The organism is Methylobacterium sp. J-067 (assembly GCF_022829465.1).
GTDB lineage: Bacteria > Pseudomonadota > Alphaproteobacteria > Rhizobiales > Beijerinckiaceae > Methylobacterium > Methylobacterium litchii.
Map to the genome: position 1 here is coordinate 363,319 of NZ_JAKSXZ010000110.1, position 17,187 is coordinate 380,505.

17 protein-coding genes and 1 tRNA gene are annotated in these 17,187 nt (G+C 69.5%); 10 read left to right on the forward strand and 8 right to left on the reverse strand.

All coding sequences use genetic code 11. The annotated features are described in order from the left end of the window. The first annotated feature begins 81 nt into the window (after positions 1–81). Positions 82–157, forward strand: a tRNA-Lys gene (locus tag MKK52_RS16855). A 107-nt stretch (positions 158–264) separates the two neighbouring features. Here MKK52_RS16855 and MKK52_RS16860 read toward each other — a convergent pair. Further along, the gene (locus tag MKK52_RS16860; RefSeq protein ID WP_243955726.1) at positions 265–1,257 is read right to left on the reverse strand and encodes an SDR family oxidoreductase; all 993 of its coding nucleotides are present in this window, start codon (positions 1,255–1,257) and stop codon (positions 265–267) included. Between the two features lie 93 nt (positions 1,258–1,350). Further along, a complete protein-coding gene (locus MKK52_RS16865; protein ID WP_243955727.1) occupies positions 1,351–2,631 on the reverse strand; it encodes a glycosyltransferase in 1,281 nt (426 codons plus the stop codon). Between the two features lie 304 nt (positions 2,632–2,935). Here MKK52_RS16865 and MKK52_RS16870 point away from each other — a divergent pair, with 304 nt between their 5' ends. The 5 genes from MKK52_RS16870 to MKK52_RS16890 are packed head-to-tail and all read left to right on the forward strand — an operon-like array spanning position 2,936 to position 7,457. After that, positions 2,936–3,436 (forward strand): GAF domain-containing protein, encoded by a 501-nt coding sequence (locus MKK52_RS16870; RefSeq protein WP_243955728.1) that lies wholly within the window; start codon positions 2,936–2,938, stop codon positions 3,434–3,436. 13 nt (positions 3,437–3,449) lie between these two features. After that, a complete protein-coding gene (locus MKK52_RS16875; protein ID WP_243955729.1) occupies positions 3,450–3,887 on the forward strand; it encodes a GlcG/HbpS family heme-binding protein in 438 nt (145 codons plus the stop codon). Beyond that, positions 3,887–5,476 (forward strand): peptide ABC transporter substrate-binding protein, encoded by a 1,590-nt coding sequence (locus MKK52_RS16880; RefSeq protein ID WP_243955730.1) that lies wholly within the window; start codon positions 3,887–3,889, stop codon positions 5,474–5,476. Before MKK52_RS16875 ends, MKK52_RS16880 begins: the two co-directional genes overlap by 1 nt. After that, positions 5,473–6,396 (forward strand): ABC transporter permease, encoded by a 924-nt coding sequence (locus tag MKK52_RS16885; protein ID WP_243955731.1) that lies wholly within the window; start codon positions 5,473–5,475, stop codon positions 6,394–6,396. Before MKK52_RS16880 ends, MKK52_RS16885 begins: the two co-directional genes overlap by 4 nt. Next, entirely contained in the window at positions 6,393–7,457 is a 1,065-nt protein-coding gene (locus MKK52_RS16890) for an ABC transporter permease (protein ID WP_243955732.1), read from the forward strand. The genes MKK52_RS16885 and MKK52_RS16890 overlap by 4 nt, the downstream gene beginning before the upstream one ends. A 4-nt stretch (positions 7,458–7,461) precedes the next feature. Here MKK52_RS16890 and MKK52_RS16895 read toward each other — a convergent pair whose 3' ends face one another. Together MKK52_RS16895 and MKK52_RS16900 are read right to left on the reverse strand one after the other, a co-directional pair. Next, positions 7,462–8,412, reverse strand: coding sequence for a D-2-hydroxyacid dehydrogenase family protein (locus MKK52_RS16895; RefSeq protein ID WP_243955883.1), 951 nt, complete (start codon positions 8,410–8,412; stop codon positions 7,462–7,464). A gap of 9 nt (positions 8,413–8,421) precedes the next feature. Next, the gene (locus MKK52_RS16900; RefSeq protein WP_243955733.1) at positions 8,422–10,056 is read right to left on the reverse strand and encodes a dihydroxyacetone kinase subunit DhaK; all 1,635 of its coding nucleotides are present in this window, start codon (positions 10,054–10,056) and stop codon (positions 8,422–8,424) included. A gap of 229 nt (positions 10,057–10,285) precedes the next feature. Here MKK52_RS16900 and MKK52_RS16905 point away from each other — a divergent pair, with 229 nt between their 5' ends. The 4 genes from MKK52_RS16905 to MKK52_RS16920 are packed head-to-tail and all read left to right on the forward strand — an operon-like array spanning position 10,286 to position 14,629. Beyond that, positions 10,286–11,302, forward strand: a complete 1,017-nt coding sequence (locus MKK52_RS16905; RefSeq protein WP_243955734.1) for a TRAP transporter substrate-binding protein — start codon at positions 10,286–10,288, stop codon at positions 11,300–11,302. Further along, positions 11,302–12,909 carry an acyl-CoA synthetase gene (locus MKK52_RS16910; RefSeq protein WP_243955735.1) on the forward strand — a complete coding sequence of 536 codons (1,608 nt, stop codon included), beginning with the start codon at positions 11,302–11,304 and terminating at the stop codon, positions 12,907–12,909. Before MKK52_RS16905 ends, MKK52_RS16910 begins: the two co-directional genes overlap by 1 nt. Positions 12,910–12,942: 33 nt before the next feature. After that, the gene (locus MKK52_RS16915) at positions 12,943–14,313 is read left to right on the forward strand and encodes an FAD-binding oxidoreductase (RefSeq protein ID WP_243955737.1); all 1,371 of its coding nucleotides are present in this window, start codon (positions 12,943–12,945) and stop codon (positions 14,311–14,313) included. A gap of 4 nt (positions 14,314–14,317) precedes the next feature. Beyond that, on the forward strand, positions 14,318–14,629 hold the full coding sequence (locus MKK52_RS16920) for a DUF167 family protein (protein WP_243955739.1): 312 nt from the start codon (positions 14,318–14,320) through the stop codon (positions 14,627–14,629). On the opposite strand, the gene MKK52_RS16925 is transcribed toward MKK52_RS16920, so the two are convergent. The 4 genes from MKK52_RS16925 to MKK52_RS16940 form a co-directional block, all read right to left on the reverse strand. Continuing rightward, the gene (locus MKK52_RS16925; RefSeq protein WP_243955740.1) at positions 14,626–15,048 is read right to left on the reverse strand and encodes a type II toxin-antitoxin system VapC family toxin; all 423 of its coding nucleotides are present in this window, start codon (positions 15,046–15,048) and stop codon (positions 14,626–14,628) included. The genes MKK52_RS16920 and MKK52_RS16925 overlap by 4 nt on opposite strands. Further along, on the reverse strand, positions 15,045–15,251 hold the full coding sequence (locus tag MKK52_RS16930; protein ID WP_313898761.1) for an antitoxin: 207 nt from the start codon (positions 15,249–15,251) through the stop codon (positions 15,045–15,047). Before MKK52_RS16930 ends, MKK52_RS16925 begins: the two co-directional genes overlap by 4 nt. Positions 15,252–15,331: 80 nt before the next feature. Beyond that, positions 15,332–16,261: a 3-keto-5-aminohexanoate cleavage protein gene (locus tag MKK52_RS16935; protein WP_243955741.1), complete on the reverse strand. Its 930-nt coding sequence runs from the start codon at positions 16,259–16,261 to the stop codon at positions 15,332–15,334. A gap of 2 nt (positions 16,262–16,263) precedes the next feature. Beyond that, positions 16,264–17,187: a 3-hydroxyacyl-CoA dehydrogenase gene (locus tag MKK52_RS16940; RefSeq protein ID WP_243955888.1), complete on the reverse strand. Its 924-nt coding sequence runs from the start codon at positions 17,185–17,187 to the stop codon at positions 16,264–16,266.

A 17,187-nucleotide genomic window follows, 5' to 3' on the forward strand; every position in this document is an offset into this window, starting at 1 on the left:
TGGACAGCCCCCGGTGGCATTGGTATCAGCCCGGCACCCCAGACGGACTTGGTGGCCGGCGGGGGCGATCACTTAGTGATCGGGCGCATAGCTCAGTTGGTAGAGCAGCTGACTCTTAATCAGCGGGTCCTAGGTTCGAACCCTAGTGCGCCCACCAAGACTTCTCCCGGACATTCTAGACATTTTGAACTGCATCCACTTATGGTCGGATAGCGGCGGATGTTGAGGACGGCAGATCGGCCTGCCGCCCGAGCCGTTGGGCGCTCAGGACTCTCGTGAACTGCGGGTGCCGAGGGCGAGACCGAGCAACGCCGCCGCGCCCACTCCCGCTACGACCAGGCCCGTGCTCATCGTCCCGGCAGAGGGCACGCCCTTGCGCTCGCGCCAGCCGCCATCGGCGGTCGTGCCCTGCGGGATCGGGTCCTTCAGCGCGCCGTGGGTTCGGGGTCCCGGATCGGCACGGTCGAGGGCGAAGCGGAAGCCCGCGCCCATCATGCGCTCCGTCAGGCCCGGCGCCAGGGCGTAGCCCGCCTGCGCGAGCCGCGCCGGCCAGCCCACCGCCACCTCGTGGCGCGGATGGCGCACGAGCCGGACATAGGCCTCGGCCACGTCCTCCGGCGCATAGTAGAGATGGCCGGGGTTGAGGGTCTTGCCGGAGACGTTCGCCCCGTGTTCCAGGCCGGGCGTGTCCACGATGGCGGGGAAGACGCCGCAGACATGGATGTGCTTGTGCCGGGCGAGTTCCTGTCGGAGGCTCGCCGAGAAGCCGCGCAGGCCGTACTTGCTCGCCGTGTAGGCCGCCGCGAAGGGTGTCGGCGCCCATCCGCCCATCGAGACGGTGTTGATGAGCGTGCCGCGTCCCCGCCGCTGGAAATGCGGTAGTACCGCGTAGGCGCCATGGATCGCGCCAAGCAGGTTAATCGCGATGGTCTCGCGGTGAAGATCGAGTGGGGCGTCCAGCAGCGGCCCGAAGACGCCCGCGCCCGCGTTGTTGATCCAGACGTCGATCTTGCCGAACCGACGCACCGCTCCCTCGGCCAGCGCCTCGACGGCTTTCGGGTCTGTCACGTCGGTGGGAATGGCGAGGGCCTCGCCGCAATCCTCCCGGATCTTCCGCGCGAGGTCTTCCAGAACCTCGGCGCGGCGCGCGGCCAGGACGACGCGGGCGCCGCGCGTGGCGAAAGCCCAGGCGGCGGCGCGTCCGATGCCGCTCGACGCCCCCGTGATGACGACCGTCGATCCGCGCACCTGCGCCATGTCCCGCTCTCCCGTCCGTCCCATGCGAAGGGCGAACCGGGGGCAGGCGCTCCTGTTCCTGCGGCCAAGCGACGTGTCGCCCGGCCGCCGGGATCACCCTTCGAGCGCTACGGGAGTGCGGACGAGCCCGTCGATGGCCGACAGGATCTCGCGTCCCGCATCACGCCGGGCGAAGGCTTCGGCGATGGCCCCGGCCCGATCCCGGTAGCGCGGATCGGACAGGGCGGTGTCGACGGCCTCGCGCAGCGCGGCGACGCTGGGCGTGTTGGTGGCGAGGTTGATGCCGGCTCCGGACCAGCCGATGCGGGCGGAGACCTCCGCCTTGTCCTCGCTCAGGCCCGCCGAGACGATGGGAATGCCGGCCGAAAGCGCCTGACAGACGCTGCCGTAACCGCCGTTGGTGACGAGCAGGTCGATTTCCGGGAGGATTTCGCCGAAGGGCAGGAAGCGCTCTACGCGGGCATTGGCCGGAATCGGGACGGTAAGGGCTGAGATCGGACGCCCACCGGTCGTGGCGATGACGAGCAAGTCGTCCCGGTGCGCCAGGGCCTGCAGGGTGGGCTCCACGACCTGGCTGAACTCTGCATTGGCCAGGGTTCCCTGCGTCACCAGCACGATCCGCTTGCTGCGGTCCCGCGACGGCCACCAGTCCGGCACCGCGGCGTTCGTCCGCGCCATCGGCAGCAGGCCGACGAAGTGCAGCGTCTCCGGCAACGAACCGAAATCGTATTCGAACTCCGGCACGCTGGGCTGAAGGAAGGCATCCGGCAGGATGGCGATGGACTGTGTGAGCGAGGCCGGCAGGCCCGGCAGACCGAGTTCGGCGAGCCGGCGGTCGGCGCGCGCCCGCACCGGGCCGACGAAAGCCGCGTCCATGCCGGCCTTGAACTGCGCGTAGCGGGCGAAGCCCGCCTCGTCGCGGGCGGGGGGCAAACCCATCCCGAGGGGAGCGCCATCCGGCCTGTCGAGGAACAGGATGCTGATGTTCACGACGACGATGGGCGGCCGGGGCTTCGTATCGAGGAGCAGCGGCAGCACCCCGAGGAACATGCTGCCCGCCACGATCACATCGGGCGCCTCGCTGGCGATCAGCTCGCGGAGCCGCGCGGCCTGAACGGGCATCGGCGCGATGAATCGGCGGTCGAACTCGTTGGTCCAGCGCTCCGGGCCCGGCGGCAGCGTCGGTTCGAGATAGCTGGCCGAGCCGTGATCGTCGTAGGGGGCAAAGCGCAGGCCCGCCTCGGTCACCTTGTCCGCGAAGGCGGGATCGGTGAGGACGGTGACGCTGTCTCCCCGGGCCGACAGCAGCCGGCCGATGGCCAGTAGCGGGTTGACGTGCCCGGTCAGGGGCGTGGCGGCGATGAGCACTCTCACGGCGAACTCCTCGGAATTGGTGTCCTCACCGGACAATTCGCCGGAGGGTTCGCGACGTTGCAGTGCAGCGGCCTCTTAGGTGCGTCGCCGCACGTCGAGCCGGCGATTCACGGGCGATTCAGGCGCGGCGACTTTTCCTCTGAGTGGTTTCCACCGTGGGCAGCATCACTGCGGCTTCGCTGCCACGCCGGGGCGCGTGATAGCGTAGCGGTGGAACGCCTTTCCGGCCTCGTTCATTCACCTATTGGATCGATGAGGGGCTGACCCACCCCCTTGAGCGATGGTTCATCGCGAGATTTTCTGGATGTTGCTGACGACCGAATACGACGAGGATCATGGGGTCCGGCTGGCCGAAGCGGCCAAGTCGCTGGCGGCTGCGCGCTCGGTGGATGAGATCGTGGCGGTGCTCTGCCGGACTGCCCGCGACGTCGTCGGCTCCGATGGGATCGCGGTGGTGCTGCGCGAGGGCGATTGCTGTCATTACGCCGCCGAGGACGCCATCGAGCCCCTGTGGCGCGGCGCGCGGTTCCCCATGACCGAATGCGTCTCCGGCTGGGCGATGCTGAATGGGCGCACGGCGGTCATCCCCGATCTCGAGAACGACCCTCGCGTGCCGCAGATCGCCTATTGGCGCACGTCCATGCGCAGCCTCGCCATGGTGCCGATGGGCGCGCCGGAACCCGTCGCGGCGCTGGGCGCCTATTGGTGCGCGTATATCGAGCCCGACGAATCCACCGTGCGGCGACTTGAGATCCTGGCGCAGGTGGCCACAATCGCGTTCGAACGCTTGTCCCACTCAGCCTGAACGCGAAGCACCGATGATCGATCTGACTCTGGAGGCCGCCCGCATCGTCGTGGCGACGGCCCTGCGCACCGCGCGCGAGCGGCACCTGAAGCCCATGGCAGTGGTGGTCTACGACGCGCGCGGCGCGCTCCGCTGCGTCGAGGTCGAGGACGGCGCCTCCCTGCGTCGCGCGGAAGTCGCCTGCGGCAAGGCCAACGGATCGCTCGCCCTCGGCATGGGCTCGCGGGCCATCCATACCCGTGCGGAGGCGCAGCCCTATTTTGTGGCTGCGATCAGCCACCTCGCCGGGCCCGACGCCCTGGTGCCGGTTCCGGGCGGCGTCCTGATCCGGGGCAAGGACGGGCGGTTGCTCGGCGCGGTCGGCATCTCGGGCGACACCTCCGACAACGACGAGATCTGTGCCGTCGCCGGGATCGAGGCCGCCGGGCTCGTGGCCGAGACCGGCGCCTGATGCGCCTGCGTCGGCGGGATTGGCTCGCCGGCGCCGCCGCGCTCGCTGCCACGTCGGGTGCCGCCGCCGGGGATCCGCTCTACCGGCGCGGCAACGACGCCGACCCGGAAACCCTCGATCCGCACAAGTCCTCCACGGTCGCGGAGGCGCACATCCTGCGCGACCTCTGCGACGGGCTGCTCACCTACGACAATCGTGGGGCCATCGTGCCCGGCGCGGCGAAGGCATGGTCCGTCTCGGACGACGGCATGACCTATCGCTTCACCCTGGACCCGGACGGCCGCTGGTCGAACGGCGAGCTGGTGACGGCGGCGGACTTCGTCTATTCGCTTCGGCGGATCATGGACCCGGCCACGGGCGCCAAATACGCCGAGGTGTTGTTTCCTATTACTAACGCGGCCGCGATCAATCGCGGCGAGAAGCCCGTGGAGACCCTCGGCGTCTCGGCGCCCGACCCGGCCACGGTCGAGATCACGCTCGAAGAGCCGACGCCGTACTTCCTCGAACTCCTGACCCATCAGACGGCGGCGCCCGTCCACGCTGCGTCGGTGGCGAAGCACGGTGAATCCTTCACGCGGCCGGGCAACCTCGTGACGAACGGCCCTTACCGCCTGCTCGACAACGTGCCGGGCGACCGCATCCTGCTGGAAGCGAACCCGCACCATCCTGCGGCGGCCTCGGTGCCGATCCGCCGGGTCGCCTTCCTGCCGACGCCGGATCTATCGGGCGCCGTGCGCCGCTACGCCGCCGGGGAGATCGATTCCCTGTCCGACCTGCCGGGCGACCAGATGGTGGCGCTTCAGGACCGATTCGGACCGCAGGTGGTCCTCGGCCCGGCGCTTGGGCTGGCGGCGCTCGCCATCAACACCCGCAAGGCGCCGTTCTCGGACGTTCGGGTGCGCCGCGCCCTCTCGCTGGTGATCGACCGCGACTACCTCGCCCAGGCGCTCTTCGGCGACACGATGAGCCCGGCCTATTCCCTTTGCCCGGAGGGCCTGGACCACTACCGCACGCCACCGGAAACGGCGGGACGCAAGGGCCTGCCCATCGACCACGAGGAGGAGGCCCGCGTCCTCCTCACGGCCGCCGGGTTCGATCCGAAGAGCAATCCGCTCAAGGTCGAGTACCGCTTCAACATGAGCGACAACAACCGCAACACTGCCGTGGCGCTCGCTGAGATGTGGCGCGACCTCGGCATCGTGACGCGCTTCGTCTACACCGATGCGAAGACCCACTTCGCCTATCTGCGCGACGGCGGCGATTTCGACATCGCGCGCATGTCGTGGATCGCCGACTATTCCGATCCGCAGAACTTCCTGTTCCTGCTCCAGACCGGCAATGACGGCTTCAATGCCGGCCGCTGGTCGAATCCAGACTACGACGCGCTGCTGAAGGAGGGCGCCCGCGAGCGCGACCTCGCGCGGCGGGCCGACCTCCTGTACCGGGCCGAGGAGATCGCGCTGTGCGAGCTGCCCTGGATTCCTTTGATGCATTACCGGACCAAGGCGCTGATTTCGCCGCGCCTCCGGGGCTACCATCCGAACCTACGCAACGCCGCGCCGACCCGCTACTTCAGGCTGACCGCATGATCGGCCTCATCCTGCGGCGGCTGGGGCAGGGGGTGCCGACGCTGCTGGCAGTGGTGGCGCTGAGCTTCTTCCTGATGCGCCTCGCCCCAGGCGGGCCGTTCGACCTCGAACGCCCGCTCTCGCCAGCCGCGATGGAGAACCTGCGCAAGGTCTATGGGCTGGATCGGCCGCTCATCGCGCAGTTCGGCAGCTATCTCGCGGCGTTGGCACGGGGCGATCTCGGGCCGTCGTTCTCGTTCCGCGACATGAGCGTCGCCGGTTTGATCGCGCGGGGCCTGCCGGTCTCGGCGACCCTCGGTGTCCTGGCCCTCATCGTCGCCTGTATCTTCGGCATTGGGCTCGGCTGCATCGCGGCGCTGCGGCGGGACGGGTGGATCGACCGGGCCATCGGGCTCGGTGCCGCGCTCACCCTGTCGCTGCCGAGCTTCGTCGTCGCGCCCCTGTTGCAGATCGCCTTTGGGCTGACACTGCGTTGGCTCCCGCTGAGCGGATGGGAGGAGGGGGATCCGCGCCATCTCATCCTGCCCGTCCTCACCCTGGCCCTGCCGCAAATCGGGGCGTTGGCGCGCATGACCCGCGCATCCCTCGGGGAGGTCCTGCGAACGCAGCCGGTGCGGACCATGCGCGCCTTCGGCCTGCCGCCCGTCCTCGTCACGCGCCATGCCCTGCGCGGGGCGCTTCTGCCGGTGGTGGCCTATCTCGGGCCGCTCGCCGCCGCCCTGCTGACCGGCTCGGTGGTGGTGGAGACGATCTTCGGCCTGCCGGGCATCGGGCGCTACTTCGTCGAGGGCGCCGTCAACCGCGACTATACGCTCGTGATGGGCGTGGTGCTTCTGGTGGCGGTGCTGGTCATCGTCCTGAACCTCGCCGCCGACCTCGCCTGCGCGTGGCTCGATCCGCGCCTGCGAGCGGGATCATGATCCGGCGGCTGGCTCGCGCGCGGAGCGCCGTCGCCTCCCTCGTCGTACTGGCGCTTCTGGCGCTCGCCTGCCTTGTCGGCCCCGCCTTCACCGGCCACGAGCCCGACCGTTTCTACCCGGATCTGCGCCAACTGCCCGCCGGGCTGACGGCCCAGCCGGACGACGCCCAACTGAAGCCCGCCCTGAACCGCATCGCGTTCCGCATGCGCGCCCGCGTCGCCGCCTTCGCGCGGGACGGCGACCGCCTGAACCTCACCCTCGCGGCGGACCAACCCATCGACCGGCGCAGCCTCGTCTACCTGCCGCGCTCCGACCTGTTCGGCGCACCGTCGGTGGTGGCGGAAGAGGAGGGCGGGCGCCGTCTCGTCCTCGACGTGCCGATCCGCCATCTGCGCCTCCTCCTCGGCACCGACGTTCACGGGCGCGACCTGCTCACGCGCAGCCTCGTGGCGGGGCGCGTCTCCCTGGCGGTGGGGCTTACGGCGACGCTGGTGGCGCTGCTGATCGGCGTCGGCTACGGCGCGGTGGCGGGCTATGCCGGCGGGGCGGTCGATGCCGCGATGATGCGCGCGCTCGATGCGCTTTACGCGCTGCCCTTCGTATTCTTCGTCATCCTGCTGCTGGTGTTCTTCCGGGCGAGCCTCGGGCTCATGCTGCTCGCCATCGCCGCCGTGGAATGGCTCGACATGGCGCGGATCGTCCGCGCGCAGACGCTCTCCCTGCGCGAGCGCGATTTCGTCCGCGCCGCCCGCGCGCTGGGCCTGTCGGCGGGGGGCATCGTGCTCCGGCACATCGTGCCGAACACGCTGGGGCCGGTGGCCGTCGCGGCGACGCTCCTCGTGCCGCGCGTGATCCTGTTGGAGAGCTTCCTGTCGTTTCTCGGCCTCGGCGTGCAGGAGCCGCAGACGAGTTGGGGCGTGCTGATCGCGGAAGGCGCCCGCGCTATCGAGGCCGCGCCGCACATGCTCGCGGCGCCGGCTGCCTTCCTCATCGCGACGCTGGTCTCGCTGAACCTCCTCGGCGACGGCCTCGCCGACGCCCTCGACCCCCGCACCGCCTGAGGGCTCAGCCGAGTTGCCGGATCGGGCTTCCGGCCTGCCACGCCGCGATATCCTCGACGGCCTGGGTGAAGAAACGCGAGTAGTTCGCCCGCGAGACGTAGCCGAGGTGCGGCAGGGCGAGGACGTTCGGCAGGCGGCGGAACGGGCTGTCGTAGGGCAGGGGCTCGGTGTCGAACACGTCGAGCCCGGCACCCGCGATCCAGCCTTCCTGCAGCGCACGGAGCAGGGCCACTTGATCCACGAGCCCCGCGCGGGACGTGTTGACGAGGTAGGCGCTCCGGCGCATCCGCCGCAACTCGGCCTCGCCGACGATGCCCCGGCTGCGCTCGCTCAGCACGAGGTGCAGAGTGAGGAAGTCGGCGGCCTCGCAGAGGGCTTCCTTGGACGGCGCCAGCCTTGCGCCGGCCGCCTCGGCGCGCTCCGCCGTGAGGTTCGGGCTCCAGGCGAGCACGTTCATGCCGAAGGCCTGACCCACCCGCGCGACGAGCGCGCCGATCTTGCCGAGGCCGAAGATGCCGAGCGTCGCGCCGGACAGGTCGGCGCCGATGCTGGTCTGCCACCTGCCGGAGCGGATGTTCCCGACTTCCTCCGGCAGGTGCCGGGCGAGGCCGAGGATCAGCGCCCAGGTCAATTCGGTGGGCGGCGTCGGGCTCGAATCAGTCCCGCAAACGGTGACGCCCTGCGCCTTCGCCGCCGCGAGGTCGATGGAGGCGTTGCGCATCCCGCTGGTGATGAGCAGCTTCAGCTTCGGCAGACGCGCCAGCAGATCCGCCGGGAAGGGCGTCCGCTCCCGCATGATCACCAGGATCTCGGCCTCCGCGATCCGCGCCACCAGCGCCTTCCGGTCGCCGATATACTCCGTGACGGTGGAGACGCTGACACCATCAAGGCTCCCCCAATCGGCAAGCCCGAGGGCGGCGTTCTGGTAATCGTCGAGAATCAGGCAGGTGGGCATCATCGGCTTTCAGATGAGGGCGGCAAAGGCGATGACGATGGCCGCCGCGCCGGGATCCTCGACGCCCTGCAGGTCGCCCGCCGCGAGGTAGCTCGACCTGCCGGTCGCGGCGCGGCTCATGCCGGCGGTGGCGCGGGCGCCCTCGCGGGCAGCCGACGCCGCGCCGGAGAGATCGCCCGATCTCAGCGCCTCGATGGCGGGGATGAGTGCGTCGAGCATGGTCCGGTCGCCGGGATTGGCGCCGCCATAGGCCCGCACCCGCGTGACGCCCTCCGCCAGGGCCTCCGGCCAGCCGGCTCCGTCCGTAAGGGACGCCCCTGCGGCGGCGAAGAAGATCGAGGCGAGGACGCCGCTCGACCCGCCGGCCGCGCGGCCGATCCGTTCGGCCAGGGCGCGGGCGAGGGCAGGCGGATCGGCTTGCGGCAGCCGGTCGAGATCGGCCAGCACGGCGCGGGCGGCGCCGGCGAAGGTGGTGCCGGTGTCGCCGTCGCCGACCTTCGCATCGAGGGCGTTGAGGTCGGCTTCCGCCGCGATCAGCGCCTTCGCCACCACCGCGATGCGCCCGGCGGCGAGGGCGTCCTGCGAGGGCGTGAAGCGCTCGCCTTCGAGGCCGTCGGGAAGCGGCTTCACCACGGGCGCCGCCACCGTTACCGCCGCCGGCCATGATGGCACGGGCACCGGGGCGAGCAAGGCCTCTTCCATCGTTCCGTCGAGGGGCAGGAAGCTCAGCGACGCGCCGTGCATGTCGAGCGCGGTCATGGCCGGCGCCGGGCCGAGGAGCAGCCGCGCTCGCTTACCGAGATCGGTGGCGAGCACCGCGCGGGTCAGAACCTGCATTTCGAGCGCAGTCGTCGCGCCGAGATTATTGACGAGGAGCGCCAGCGGCCCATCCCCCGGCAGCGTCGGCGCGAGGCGCTCGGCCATTATGCGCGCTAGCTCGGAGGCCTGCGGCAGGGCGAGACGCTCGACCCCCGGCTCGCCATGGATGCCGAGCCCGAGTTCCGCCTGTCCCTCCGCCATGCGCTCGGCCCGGTGCGAGCCGGGAATGGTCGCGGTGGAGACGGCAATGCCGAGCGACCGTGCGACCGACGCCGCCTTCCGAGCACGCGCCGCGACCTCCGCGAGGGGTAATCCGGCGGCGGCGGCGTGGCCCGCCACCTTGTGGACGAACAGCGTGCCCGCAATGCCGCGCGGCTGCTTGGCCGCCGGCAGGGCGATGTCGTCGGCCACCAGCACCGTCTCGACGGCGATGCCGAGGCCCCGCGCCCGCTCGGCGGCGAGGCCGAAATTGAGTCGGTCGCCCGCGTAGTTCTTCACCACAACGAGGCAGCCGGCCGGGCCGCTCACCGCGAGGATGCCCGCCAGCACCGCATCGGCCGAGGGCGAAGCGAAGACATCACCACACACCGCCGCGTCGAGCAGACCTTCGCCGACAAACCCGGCATGGGTGGGCTCATGCCCCGAGCCCCCGCCGGAGATGACGGCGACCTTGCCGGGATCGCGCTCGGCCCGAACCACAACGCGGATGTCGGGATAGCCGTCGAGCCGGGCCAACGCCCCGCCCCGCGCGGTCAGCAGCCCGTCGATGGCGTCGGTGACGAGGCTGTCACGCGCCTCAATGAAATGCCCGAGCGAACTCGCCATGACACCCCTCCCCATTGGCCGCGATCCCCGCGCGGTCCTGAACCGAGGGTGGCGCGATCCGTAGCGGCTGACAACGGCCGTGGGCGCCGGACGCATCGTATGTCTTGGCCGTTGACACGACCCCGACCGAAGCTATCGATGGCTTCGCATACAAAATCCGCGGGGTTCACCCGTGGGCCACGAGGAAATGCCGGGCTCGTTCGAAGCCCCCACCGGGAAGGCGTTCGCCATGCTTTTCACCCGCCGCCGCATTCTGTCGGCCGGTTCCACCGCTGTGCTCGCCGGAGTCGCCGCGCCCCACGTCGCCCGCGCCCAGCGGGCCGATTTCACCTACAAATACGCGAACAACCTGCCCGACACGCACCCGATGAATGTGCGCGCCCGGGAGATGGCGGAGGCCCTGCGCACCGAGAGCGGCGGCCGGTTCGACCTGAAGATCTTCCCGACCAGCCAGCTCGGCTCCGACACCGACACGCTGAGCCAACTGCGAAACGGCGGCGTCGAGTTCTTCACGATGTCGCCGCTCATCCTCTCGACGCTCGTGCCGAACGCCTCGATCAACGGCATCGGCTACGCCTTCCCGGACTACGACAAAGTCTGGGCGGCAATGGACGGTGAGCTCGGCGCCTGGGTGCGCGGGCAGATCGCCAAGGCGAACCTCATCGCCATGGAGAAGATCTGGGACAACGGCTACCGGCAGACCACGTCCTCGACCCGGCCCATCGCCGTGCCGGACGACTTCAAGGCTTTCAAGATCCGTGTGCCGGTGTCGCCGCTCTGGACCTCGATGTTCAAGGCGTTCGATGCCGCGCCGACCTCGATCAACCTGAACGAGACCTATTCCGCCCTCCAGACCAAGATCGTGGAAGGGCAGGAGAACCCGCTGGCGGTCATCTCCACAACAAAGTTCTACGAGGTACAGAAGTACTGCTCGCTCACGAACCACATGTGGGACGGATATTGGTTCCTGGCCAACCGCCGCGCCTTCGAGAAGCTGCCGCCGGACTTACGCGAGATGGTGGCCAAGCACATCAACGCCGCCGGCATGAAGGAGCGCGAGGACGTTGCCAAGCTCAATGCCAGCCTTCAGGAAGAGCTGACCAAGAACGGTCTGGTCTTCAACAAGCCCGACCCGGCACCCTTCCGTGACAAGCTGCGCAAGGCCGGCTTCTACACCGAGTGGAAGGGCCGATACGGCGAAGAGGGCTGGTCGATCCTCGAGAAGTACACGGGGAAGCTCGCCTGATGGCGGCCACCGCGCCGCGCGGCGGGGTCGCCCCCTGCACGCGGCGGGTGATGAACCTCGCCCATGTCCTGCGCAAGAACGGCCGTCGCCTGCGCGACGGCTTCGGCCTCGTTCAGGCCGAACGCCGCTGGACATGGGCGGACCTCGACTCCCGCGTCGATGCCATGGCCGCCGCGCTCGCCCAGCGCGGCGTGGTGAAGGGCGACCGGGTGCTGGTGCAGTCGCGCAACTGCCACCAGTTGTTCGAATCGATGTTCGTCTGCTTCCGGCTCGGCGCCGTCTGGGTGCCGACGAACTACCGGCAGACTCCCGCAGAGGTCGCCTATCTCGCCAAGGCGAGCGGCGCCCGCGCGATGATCTGCGGCAGCGTCTTCCCCGACCACGCCGCCGCCATCCGGGCCGAGTGCCCCGCCATCGACATCGTGGTCGAGATCGGCGGGGCGACCTTCGGGGAGGATTACGACACCCTCGTCGCGGACCATGCGGGGCAGGCCGCTCCCACGGCGGATGTCGAGCACGACGACCCGTGCTGGTTCTTCTTCACCTCCGGCACGACCGGGCGGCCCAAGGCGGCGGTGCTGACGCATGGCCAGATGGGCTTCGTCATCACCAACCACCTCTGTGACCTGCTGCCGGGCACGCAGGAGGGCGACACCTCCCTCGTCGTGGCGCCGCTCTCGCACGGCGCCGGCATCCACCAACTGGCGCAGGCCGCCGCCGGAGCGACGACGGTGCTGACGGCGGGTGACCGGCTCGACCCGGCGGAGGTGTGGTCGCTGGTCGAGGAATGGCGCATCGCCAACATGTTCACGGTGCCGACCATCGTGAAGCTGCTGACCGAGCACCCGTCGGTGGCGCATCACGACCATTCGAGCTTGCGCCACGTCATCTATGCCGGTGCGCCGATGTACCGGGAGGATCAGAAGCGGGCGCTGAAGGCCATCGGTCCGGTGCTGGTGCAGTATTTCGGCCTCGGCGAGGTGACGGGCAACATCACCGTGCTGCCGCCGCGCCTTCACGCCGCCGAGGATGGGCCGGCGGTGAAGGTCGGCACCTGCGGCTTCGAGCGCACGGGTATGCAGGTCGACATCCAGGACGCGGAAGGCCGCTCGCTCCAGGCAGGGGAGACCGGCGAAATCTGCGTCTGCGGCCCGGCGGTGTTTGCGGGCTATTACGACAACCCGAAAGCCAATGCGGAGGCGTTTCGCAACGGCTGGTTCCGCACGGGCGATCTCGGCCACCTCGATGCCGAGGGCTTCCTGTTCATCACAGGCCGCGCCTCGGACATGTACATCTCCGGCGGCTCGAACGTGTATCCGCGCGAGACCGAGGAAAAGCTTCTGAAGCACCCGGCCATCGCCGAGGTCGCGATCCTCGGCGTGCCCGACCCGACCTGGGGCGAGGTCGGCGTCGCGGTCTGCGTCCTTCGGCCCGGCGAAGAGGTGGACGAGGCTGCGCTGATCGCATGGCTCTCGGCCGAGGTGGCGCGCTACAAGCTGCCGAAGCGCATCTTCTTCTGGAACGAGTTGCCGAAATCCGGCTACGGCAAGATCACCAAGCGCGCCATCCGCGAAGGGCTCGACGCCACAGGCAGCCTTCCGCTGTGACCGTACGCTCACTCGAATGATAGCTCACGCGCCATGACCCAAGCGTCCGCGATCCTCGACCGCCTCGCCGCCATCGTCGGGCCGAACGGCCTCGTGACGGGCGAGGAATTGCGCAGCCGCCCGGCCGCCTGGACCCGCCCGGCCGAGCCATGCGCCGCCCTTGCCCTCGTGCGCCCCCGCGACACGGAGGAGACCGCCGGCGTGGTGAAGGCCTGCGCGGAAATGGGGGTGAGCATCGTGCCGCGCGGCGGGGCCACCGGTCTCGTGGACGGCATCCTCTGCGAGACCGACCAGATCACCCTCTCCACCGAGCGCATGACCGGCATCGCCCCCATCGATCTCCTGTCGATGACCGTGGTGGCGGGCAGCGGCGCGACGGTGGAATCGGTGCAGAACGCCGCCCGCGACGCCGGCCTGTTCTTCCCGCTGGATCTCGGCGCGCGCGGCTCCGCCACCGTGGGCGGAACGATCTCCACCAATGCCGGCGGCTTGCGCGTGCTGCGCTACGGCATGATGCGCGAGATGGTGCTGGGGCTCGAAGCCGTGCTCGCGGACGGCACCATCGTGTCGTCCATGCGTCCGCTCATCAAGAACAACACCGGGCTCGACCTGAAGCAGTTGTTCCTCGGCACGGAGGGCACGCTGGGCATCGTCACCCGCGCGGTGCTGCGCCTGAGGCCGGAGCCGGCGGGTTACGTCACCGCCCTCGTCGCCTGCCCCGGCGTCGATGACGGCGCCCGGCTGCTGCGGGCCGCGCAATCGGCCTTCCAGGGCCGCGTCTCCTCCTTCGAGGGCCTGTGGCCCGACTTCTACCGGCTGATGACCAAGCCCGGCCGCGCCACCCCGCCGCTCGGGCCGGACTACCCGTTCTACGCGATCATCGAAGTCGAGTGCGTTCCGGAGGAAACGGACCGCTTCGTCGACCTCCTCGACCGCCTGATGGGCGAGGGCACGGTGCTCGACGCGGCGCTCGCCTCTTCCGAGGAGCAGCGGCAGGCGATGTGGCGCATCCGCGACCGCGTGGAGAACATGAACGCCGACGGGATCGAACGCGCCTTCGACGTGAGCGTGCCCCTCGACACGATGAACGGTTACGTCGAGGGCGCCCTGGCGCGGATGGGCGCGATCCCCGGCTGTCGCGCGGTGGTCTATGGCCATATCGGCGACAACAACCTGCACTGGAACACGACCGACCTCGGCGCCGCCGGCAACGCGGCCATCGACGCGGCGATCTACGAGCCGCTGGCAGATTTGAATGGCTCGGTTTCGGCCGAGCACGGGATCGGCCTGATGAAGCGGGGCAAGCTGAAGCTGTCGCGCTCGCCGGAGGAGATCGCCACGATGCGGCTCGTCAAGCGGGCGCTGGACCCCGACAACCGGCTGAACCCAGGCAAGGTCTTCTGACGTTATGGCCCGCGCTCCCGCCAAGGCGGACAAGCCAGCGCGCCTCGCGGTCAGGCTCACTCCGCGCGGCGGTCGCGACGCCATCGACGGCTGGATGCGCGACGCGGACGGCGCGCCCTGTCTGAAGGTCCGCGTCTCGGCGCCGCCGGTCGAAGGCGCGGCGAACGAGGCGCTGGAAAAGCTTATTGCCAGCACGCTGAACGTGCCCGGCCGCGCCGTAAAGGTCGTTGCCGGCCATCAGGCGCGGGTGAAGTGGTTGGAGATCGTGGGGGTAGGGGAGGCGGACCTAACGCGGGTGTTCGGCGTGGTGCCTTAACGCTCGCGCGGATCGAGCCAATTCTCCACCGCGAGACCCGGCACGCGACCGAACTCGCCGACATTCGCCGTCAGCAGACACAGGTCGAGGGCACGGCTCTGGGCTGCGATCAGCAGGTCGTTCGGGCCTATCGGCGTCCCTTGGCGCTCCAGATGGACGCGGATTTCGGCGTAGTGTCGATCCAGGGGATCGCCGAGCGCGCGGATGGGGATGGTCTTCAGCACCGCATCGGCGCGTTCCGCCAGAAGCGCGGAGCCCTTCTTCGCGACACCGTAGCGAATCTCGGCCGCGACCACGACGCTCGTACACACGACGGAGCCGAACTTGTCGAGCTTTGCGGACACTACGCTGGTCCGGCCGCGATTGATCAGATCAGACAGGATGTTCGTATCGAGCAAGTAATGCGGCGCGACGCTCACAGCGTCACATCCTCAATCTCGAGTTCCGGGATGTCATCCAGGATATCGCCGGGCGGCAACGGCTCGAAAGACGCCACGAGGGCAGCCAAGTGAAGCCTGGGGCGGATCACGAGGCTGCCGTCCGTCTGGCGCTCGATCGTGACCTCGCTGCCCGGCAACTCGAATTCCTTCGGGATGCGAACGGCTTGGCTGCGGTTGTTCATGAACAAGCTTGCGACGCGTACCATGTATCGCCCCGGCATATGATATGACATATGCCGGGGCATCTCACGAAGCAAGACCCTCAGAAGCCCACCTTGTCCCCGCCCTTCAGCGCCAGCGTCTCCCGCGCTTCGTCGGGGGTGGCGATGGAGAGTCCCAACCCCTCGATGATGCTGCGTACCCTGCGGACCTGGGCGGCGTTGGTCTCGGCGAGTTTGCCGGGGCCGTCCCAGAGGCTGTCTTCCAGGCCGACGCGGACGTTGCCGCCCATCGCGGCGGCCATGGCGGCTATGTTCATCTGGTTGCGGCCCGCGCCCAGCACCGACCACTGGTACTGATCTCCGAACAGCCGGTCGGCGGTGCGCTTCATGTGCATCACGTCGTCCGGGTGGGCGCCAATGCCGCCCTGAAGGCCGAACACCGTCTGAATGAACAGCGGCGCCTGCACGAGGCCACGGTCGAAAAAGTATTTGAGATTATAGAGATGCGCGGTGTCGTAGCATTCGAACTCGAACCGCGTGCCGTTCGGGCCGCAGGTGGTGAGGATGTGCTCGATCTGCCCGAACGTATTGCGGAAGATGATGTCCTTGTTGCCGAGGTAGTCGCGCTCCCACTGGTGCTTCAGGTCCTTGAAGCGGTCGAGCATCCCGAACAGGCCGAAATTCATCGAGCCGAGGTTCAGGGAGGCGACCTCTGGCTTGAACGTGGCGGCGGGGCGGACGCGCTCCTCGATGGACATGGTCGGCGCGCCGCCCGTCGTGAGGTTCACGACGCAGTTCGAGCGCTGCTTGATGACCGGGAGGAACTTCGCGAACGCCTCCGGGCTCTGGTCCGGGCGCCCGTCCTGCGGGTCGCGGGCGTGCAGGTGGACGATGGCCGCGCCCGCTTCCGCCGCGCCGATGGCGGCGTCCGCGATCTCCTCGGGCGAGACCGGCAGGTGGGGGGACATGCTCGGCGTATGGATCGCCCCCGTCACCGCGCAGGTGATGATGACCTTCCGCTGGGTGGCCATGCTCAATCCTTCTGCTGGCTCTTGTGCGCGCGAAGGGCGGCCAGGCGCGCGTCGCGTCGTTTCATCCGCGCCGGCAGGTCGGCGGGCGCAGTCCATTGGGCGAGGATCGTCTCGACCGCCGTCGGCTCGTAGACGGCGGGCGCCGGAGGCTCGGCGGCGAGGCGTTTGTAGAAGCCGGTGTAGCGCGCGCAGTAATCCGCGATGCCCCCCGGCGCGTTCAATTCGATGGTCTCGAACGGGCCCATGAAGCTCCAGCGCAGGCCAAGCCCGTCCGCGACGGTGCGGTCGAGATCCTGCGGCGTCACGTAGGCCTCCGAGGCGAGACGGAAGGCTTCCGCCAGCAGCGCCCCCTGAAGCCGGTTGAGGATGAAGCCCTCGACCTCCTTCAGCACGGTGATCGGCACCTGCCCGATGGCCTCGTAGACGTCCCGCGCCCGTGTCAGGGCTGCCGGATCGGTCCAGGGCGCGCCGGAAATCTCCACGAGCGGGATCAGATGCGGCGGGTTCACCGGATGGCCGATGAGGCACCGACCTCTGCCGGCTATGTCTTCCGTGAGGAGCGAGCAGCGGATCGCGGAGGAGGACGAGGCGATCACCGTCTCCGGCGGCGCGAGGACGTCCATCTCCGCGAAGAGGGCGCGCTTCACCTCGGCCAGTTCCGGCCCGTTCTCCTGCACGAAGGTGCAGCCGGACAGGGCGTCGGCGAGGCTCGGCACCGCCCGGATGCGGCCGGCGGCGCCCTCGGAATCGTCGCAAAGACCGTGGGCGGCGAGCGTCCGCAAGCCCTCGGCGCAGAGCGGCACCGCCCCGGCGGCGACGCCCTCGGCCTTGTCGAACAGGCGCACGTCCCAGCCGGCGCGGGCGAAGATCATCGCCCAGGACCGGCCGATCAGACCCGCGCCGACGATGGCAACGGATTCGGTCAC

What these genes read in the sequence shown, in the direction of transcription:
- MKK52_RS16880 (WP_243955730.1), top strand. Translation starts at nt 3,887, where the DNA reads ATGCGCCTGCGTCGGCGGGATTGGCTCGCCGGCGCCGCCGCGCTCGCT.
- MKK52_RS16870 (WP_243955728.1), top strand. Translation starts at nt 2,936, where the DNA reads ATGTTGCTGACGACCGAATACGACGAGGATCATGGGGTCCGGCTGGCC.
- MKK52_RS16885 (WP_243955731.1), top strand. Translation starts at nt 5,473, where the DNA reads ATGATCGGCCTCATCCTGCGGCGGCTGGGGCAGGGGGTGCCGACGCTG.
- MKK52_RS16875 (WP_243955729.1), top strand. Translation starts at nt 3,450, where the DNA reads ATGATCGATCTGACTCTGGAGGCCGCCCGCATCGTCGTGGCGACGGCC.
- MKK52_RS16920 (WP_243955739.1), top strand. Translation starts at nt 14,318, where the DNA reads ATGGCCCGCGCTCCCGCCAAGGCGGACAAGCCAGCGCGCCTCGCGGTC.
- MKK52_RS16915 (WP_243955737.1), top strand. Translation starts at nt 12,943, where the DNA reads ATGACCCAAGCGTCCGCGATCCTCGACCGCCTCGCCGCCATCGTCGGG.
- MKK52_RS16860 (WP_243955726.1), bottom strand. Translation starts at nt 1,257, where the DNA reads ATGGCGCAGGTGCGCGGATCGACGGTCGTCATCACGGGGGCGTCGAGC.
- MKK52_RS16935 (WP_243955741.1), bottom strand. Translation starts at nt 16,261, where the DNA reads ATGGCCACCCAGCGGAAGGTCATCATCACCTGCGCGGTGACGGGGGCG.
- MKK52_RS16895 (WP_243955883.1), bottom strand. Translation starts at nt 8,412, where the DNA reads ATGCCCACCTGCCTGATTCTCGACGATTACCAGAACGCCGCCCTCGGG.
- MKK52_RS16890 (WP_243955732.1), top strand. Translation starts at nt 6,393, where the DNA reads ATGATCCGGCGGCTGGCTCGCGCGCGGAGCGCCGTCGCCTCCCTCGTC.
- MKK52_RS16900 (WP_243955733.1), bottom strand. Translation starts at nt 10,056, where the DNA reads ATGGCGAGTTCGCTCGGGCATTTCATTGAGGCGCGTGACAGCCTCGTC.
- MKK52_RS16910 (WP_243955735.1), top strand. Translation starts at nt 11,302, where the DNA reads ATGGCGGCCACCGCGCCGCGCGGCGGGGTCGCCCCCTGCACGCGGCGG.
- MKK52_RS16930 (WP_313898761.1), bottom strand. Translation starts at nt 15,251, where the DNA reads ATGAACAACCGCAGCCAAGCCGTTCGCATCCCGAAGGAATTCGAGTTG.
- MKK52_RS16905 (WP_243955734.1), top strand. Translation starts at nt 10,286, where the DNA reads ATGCTTTTCACCCGCCGCCGCATTCTGTCGGCCGGTTCCACCGCTGTG.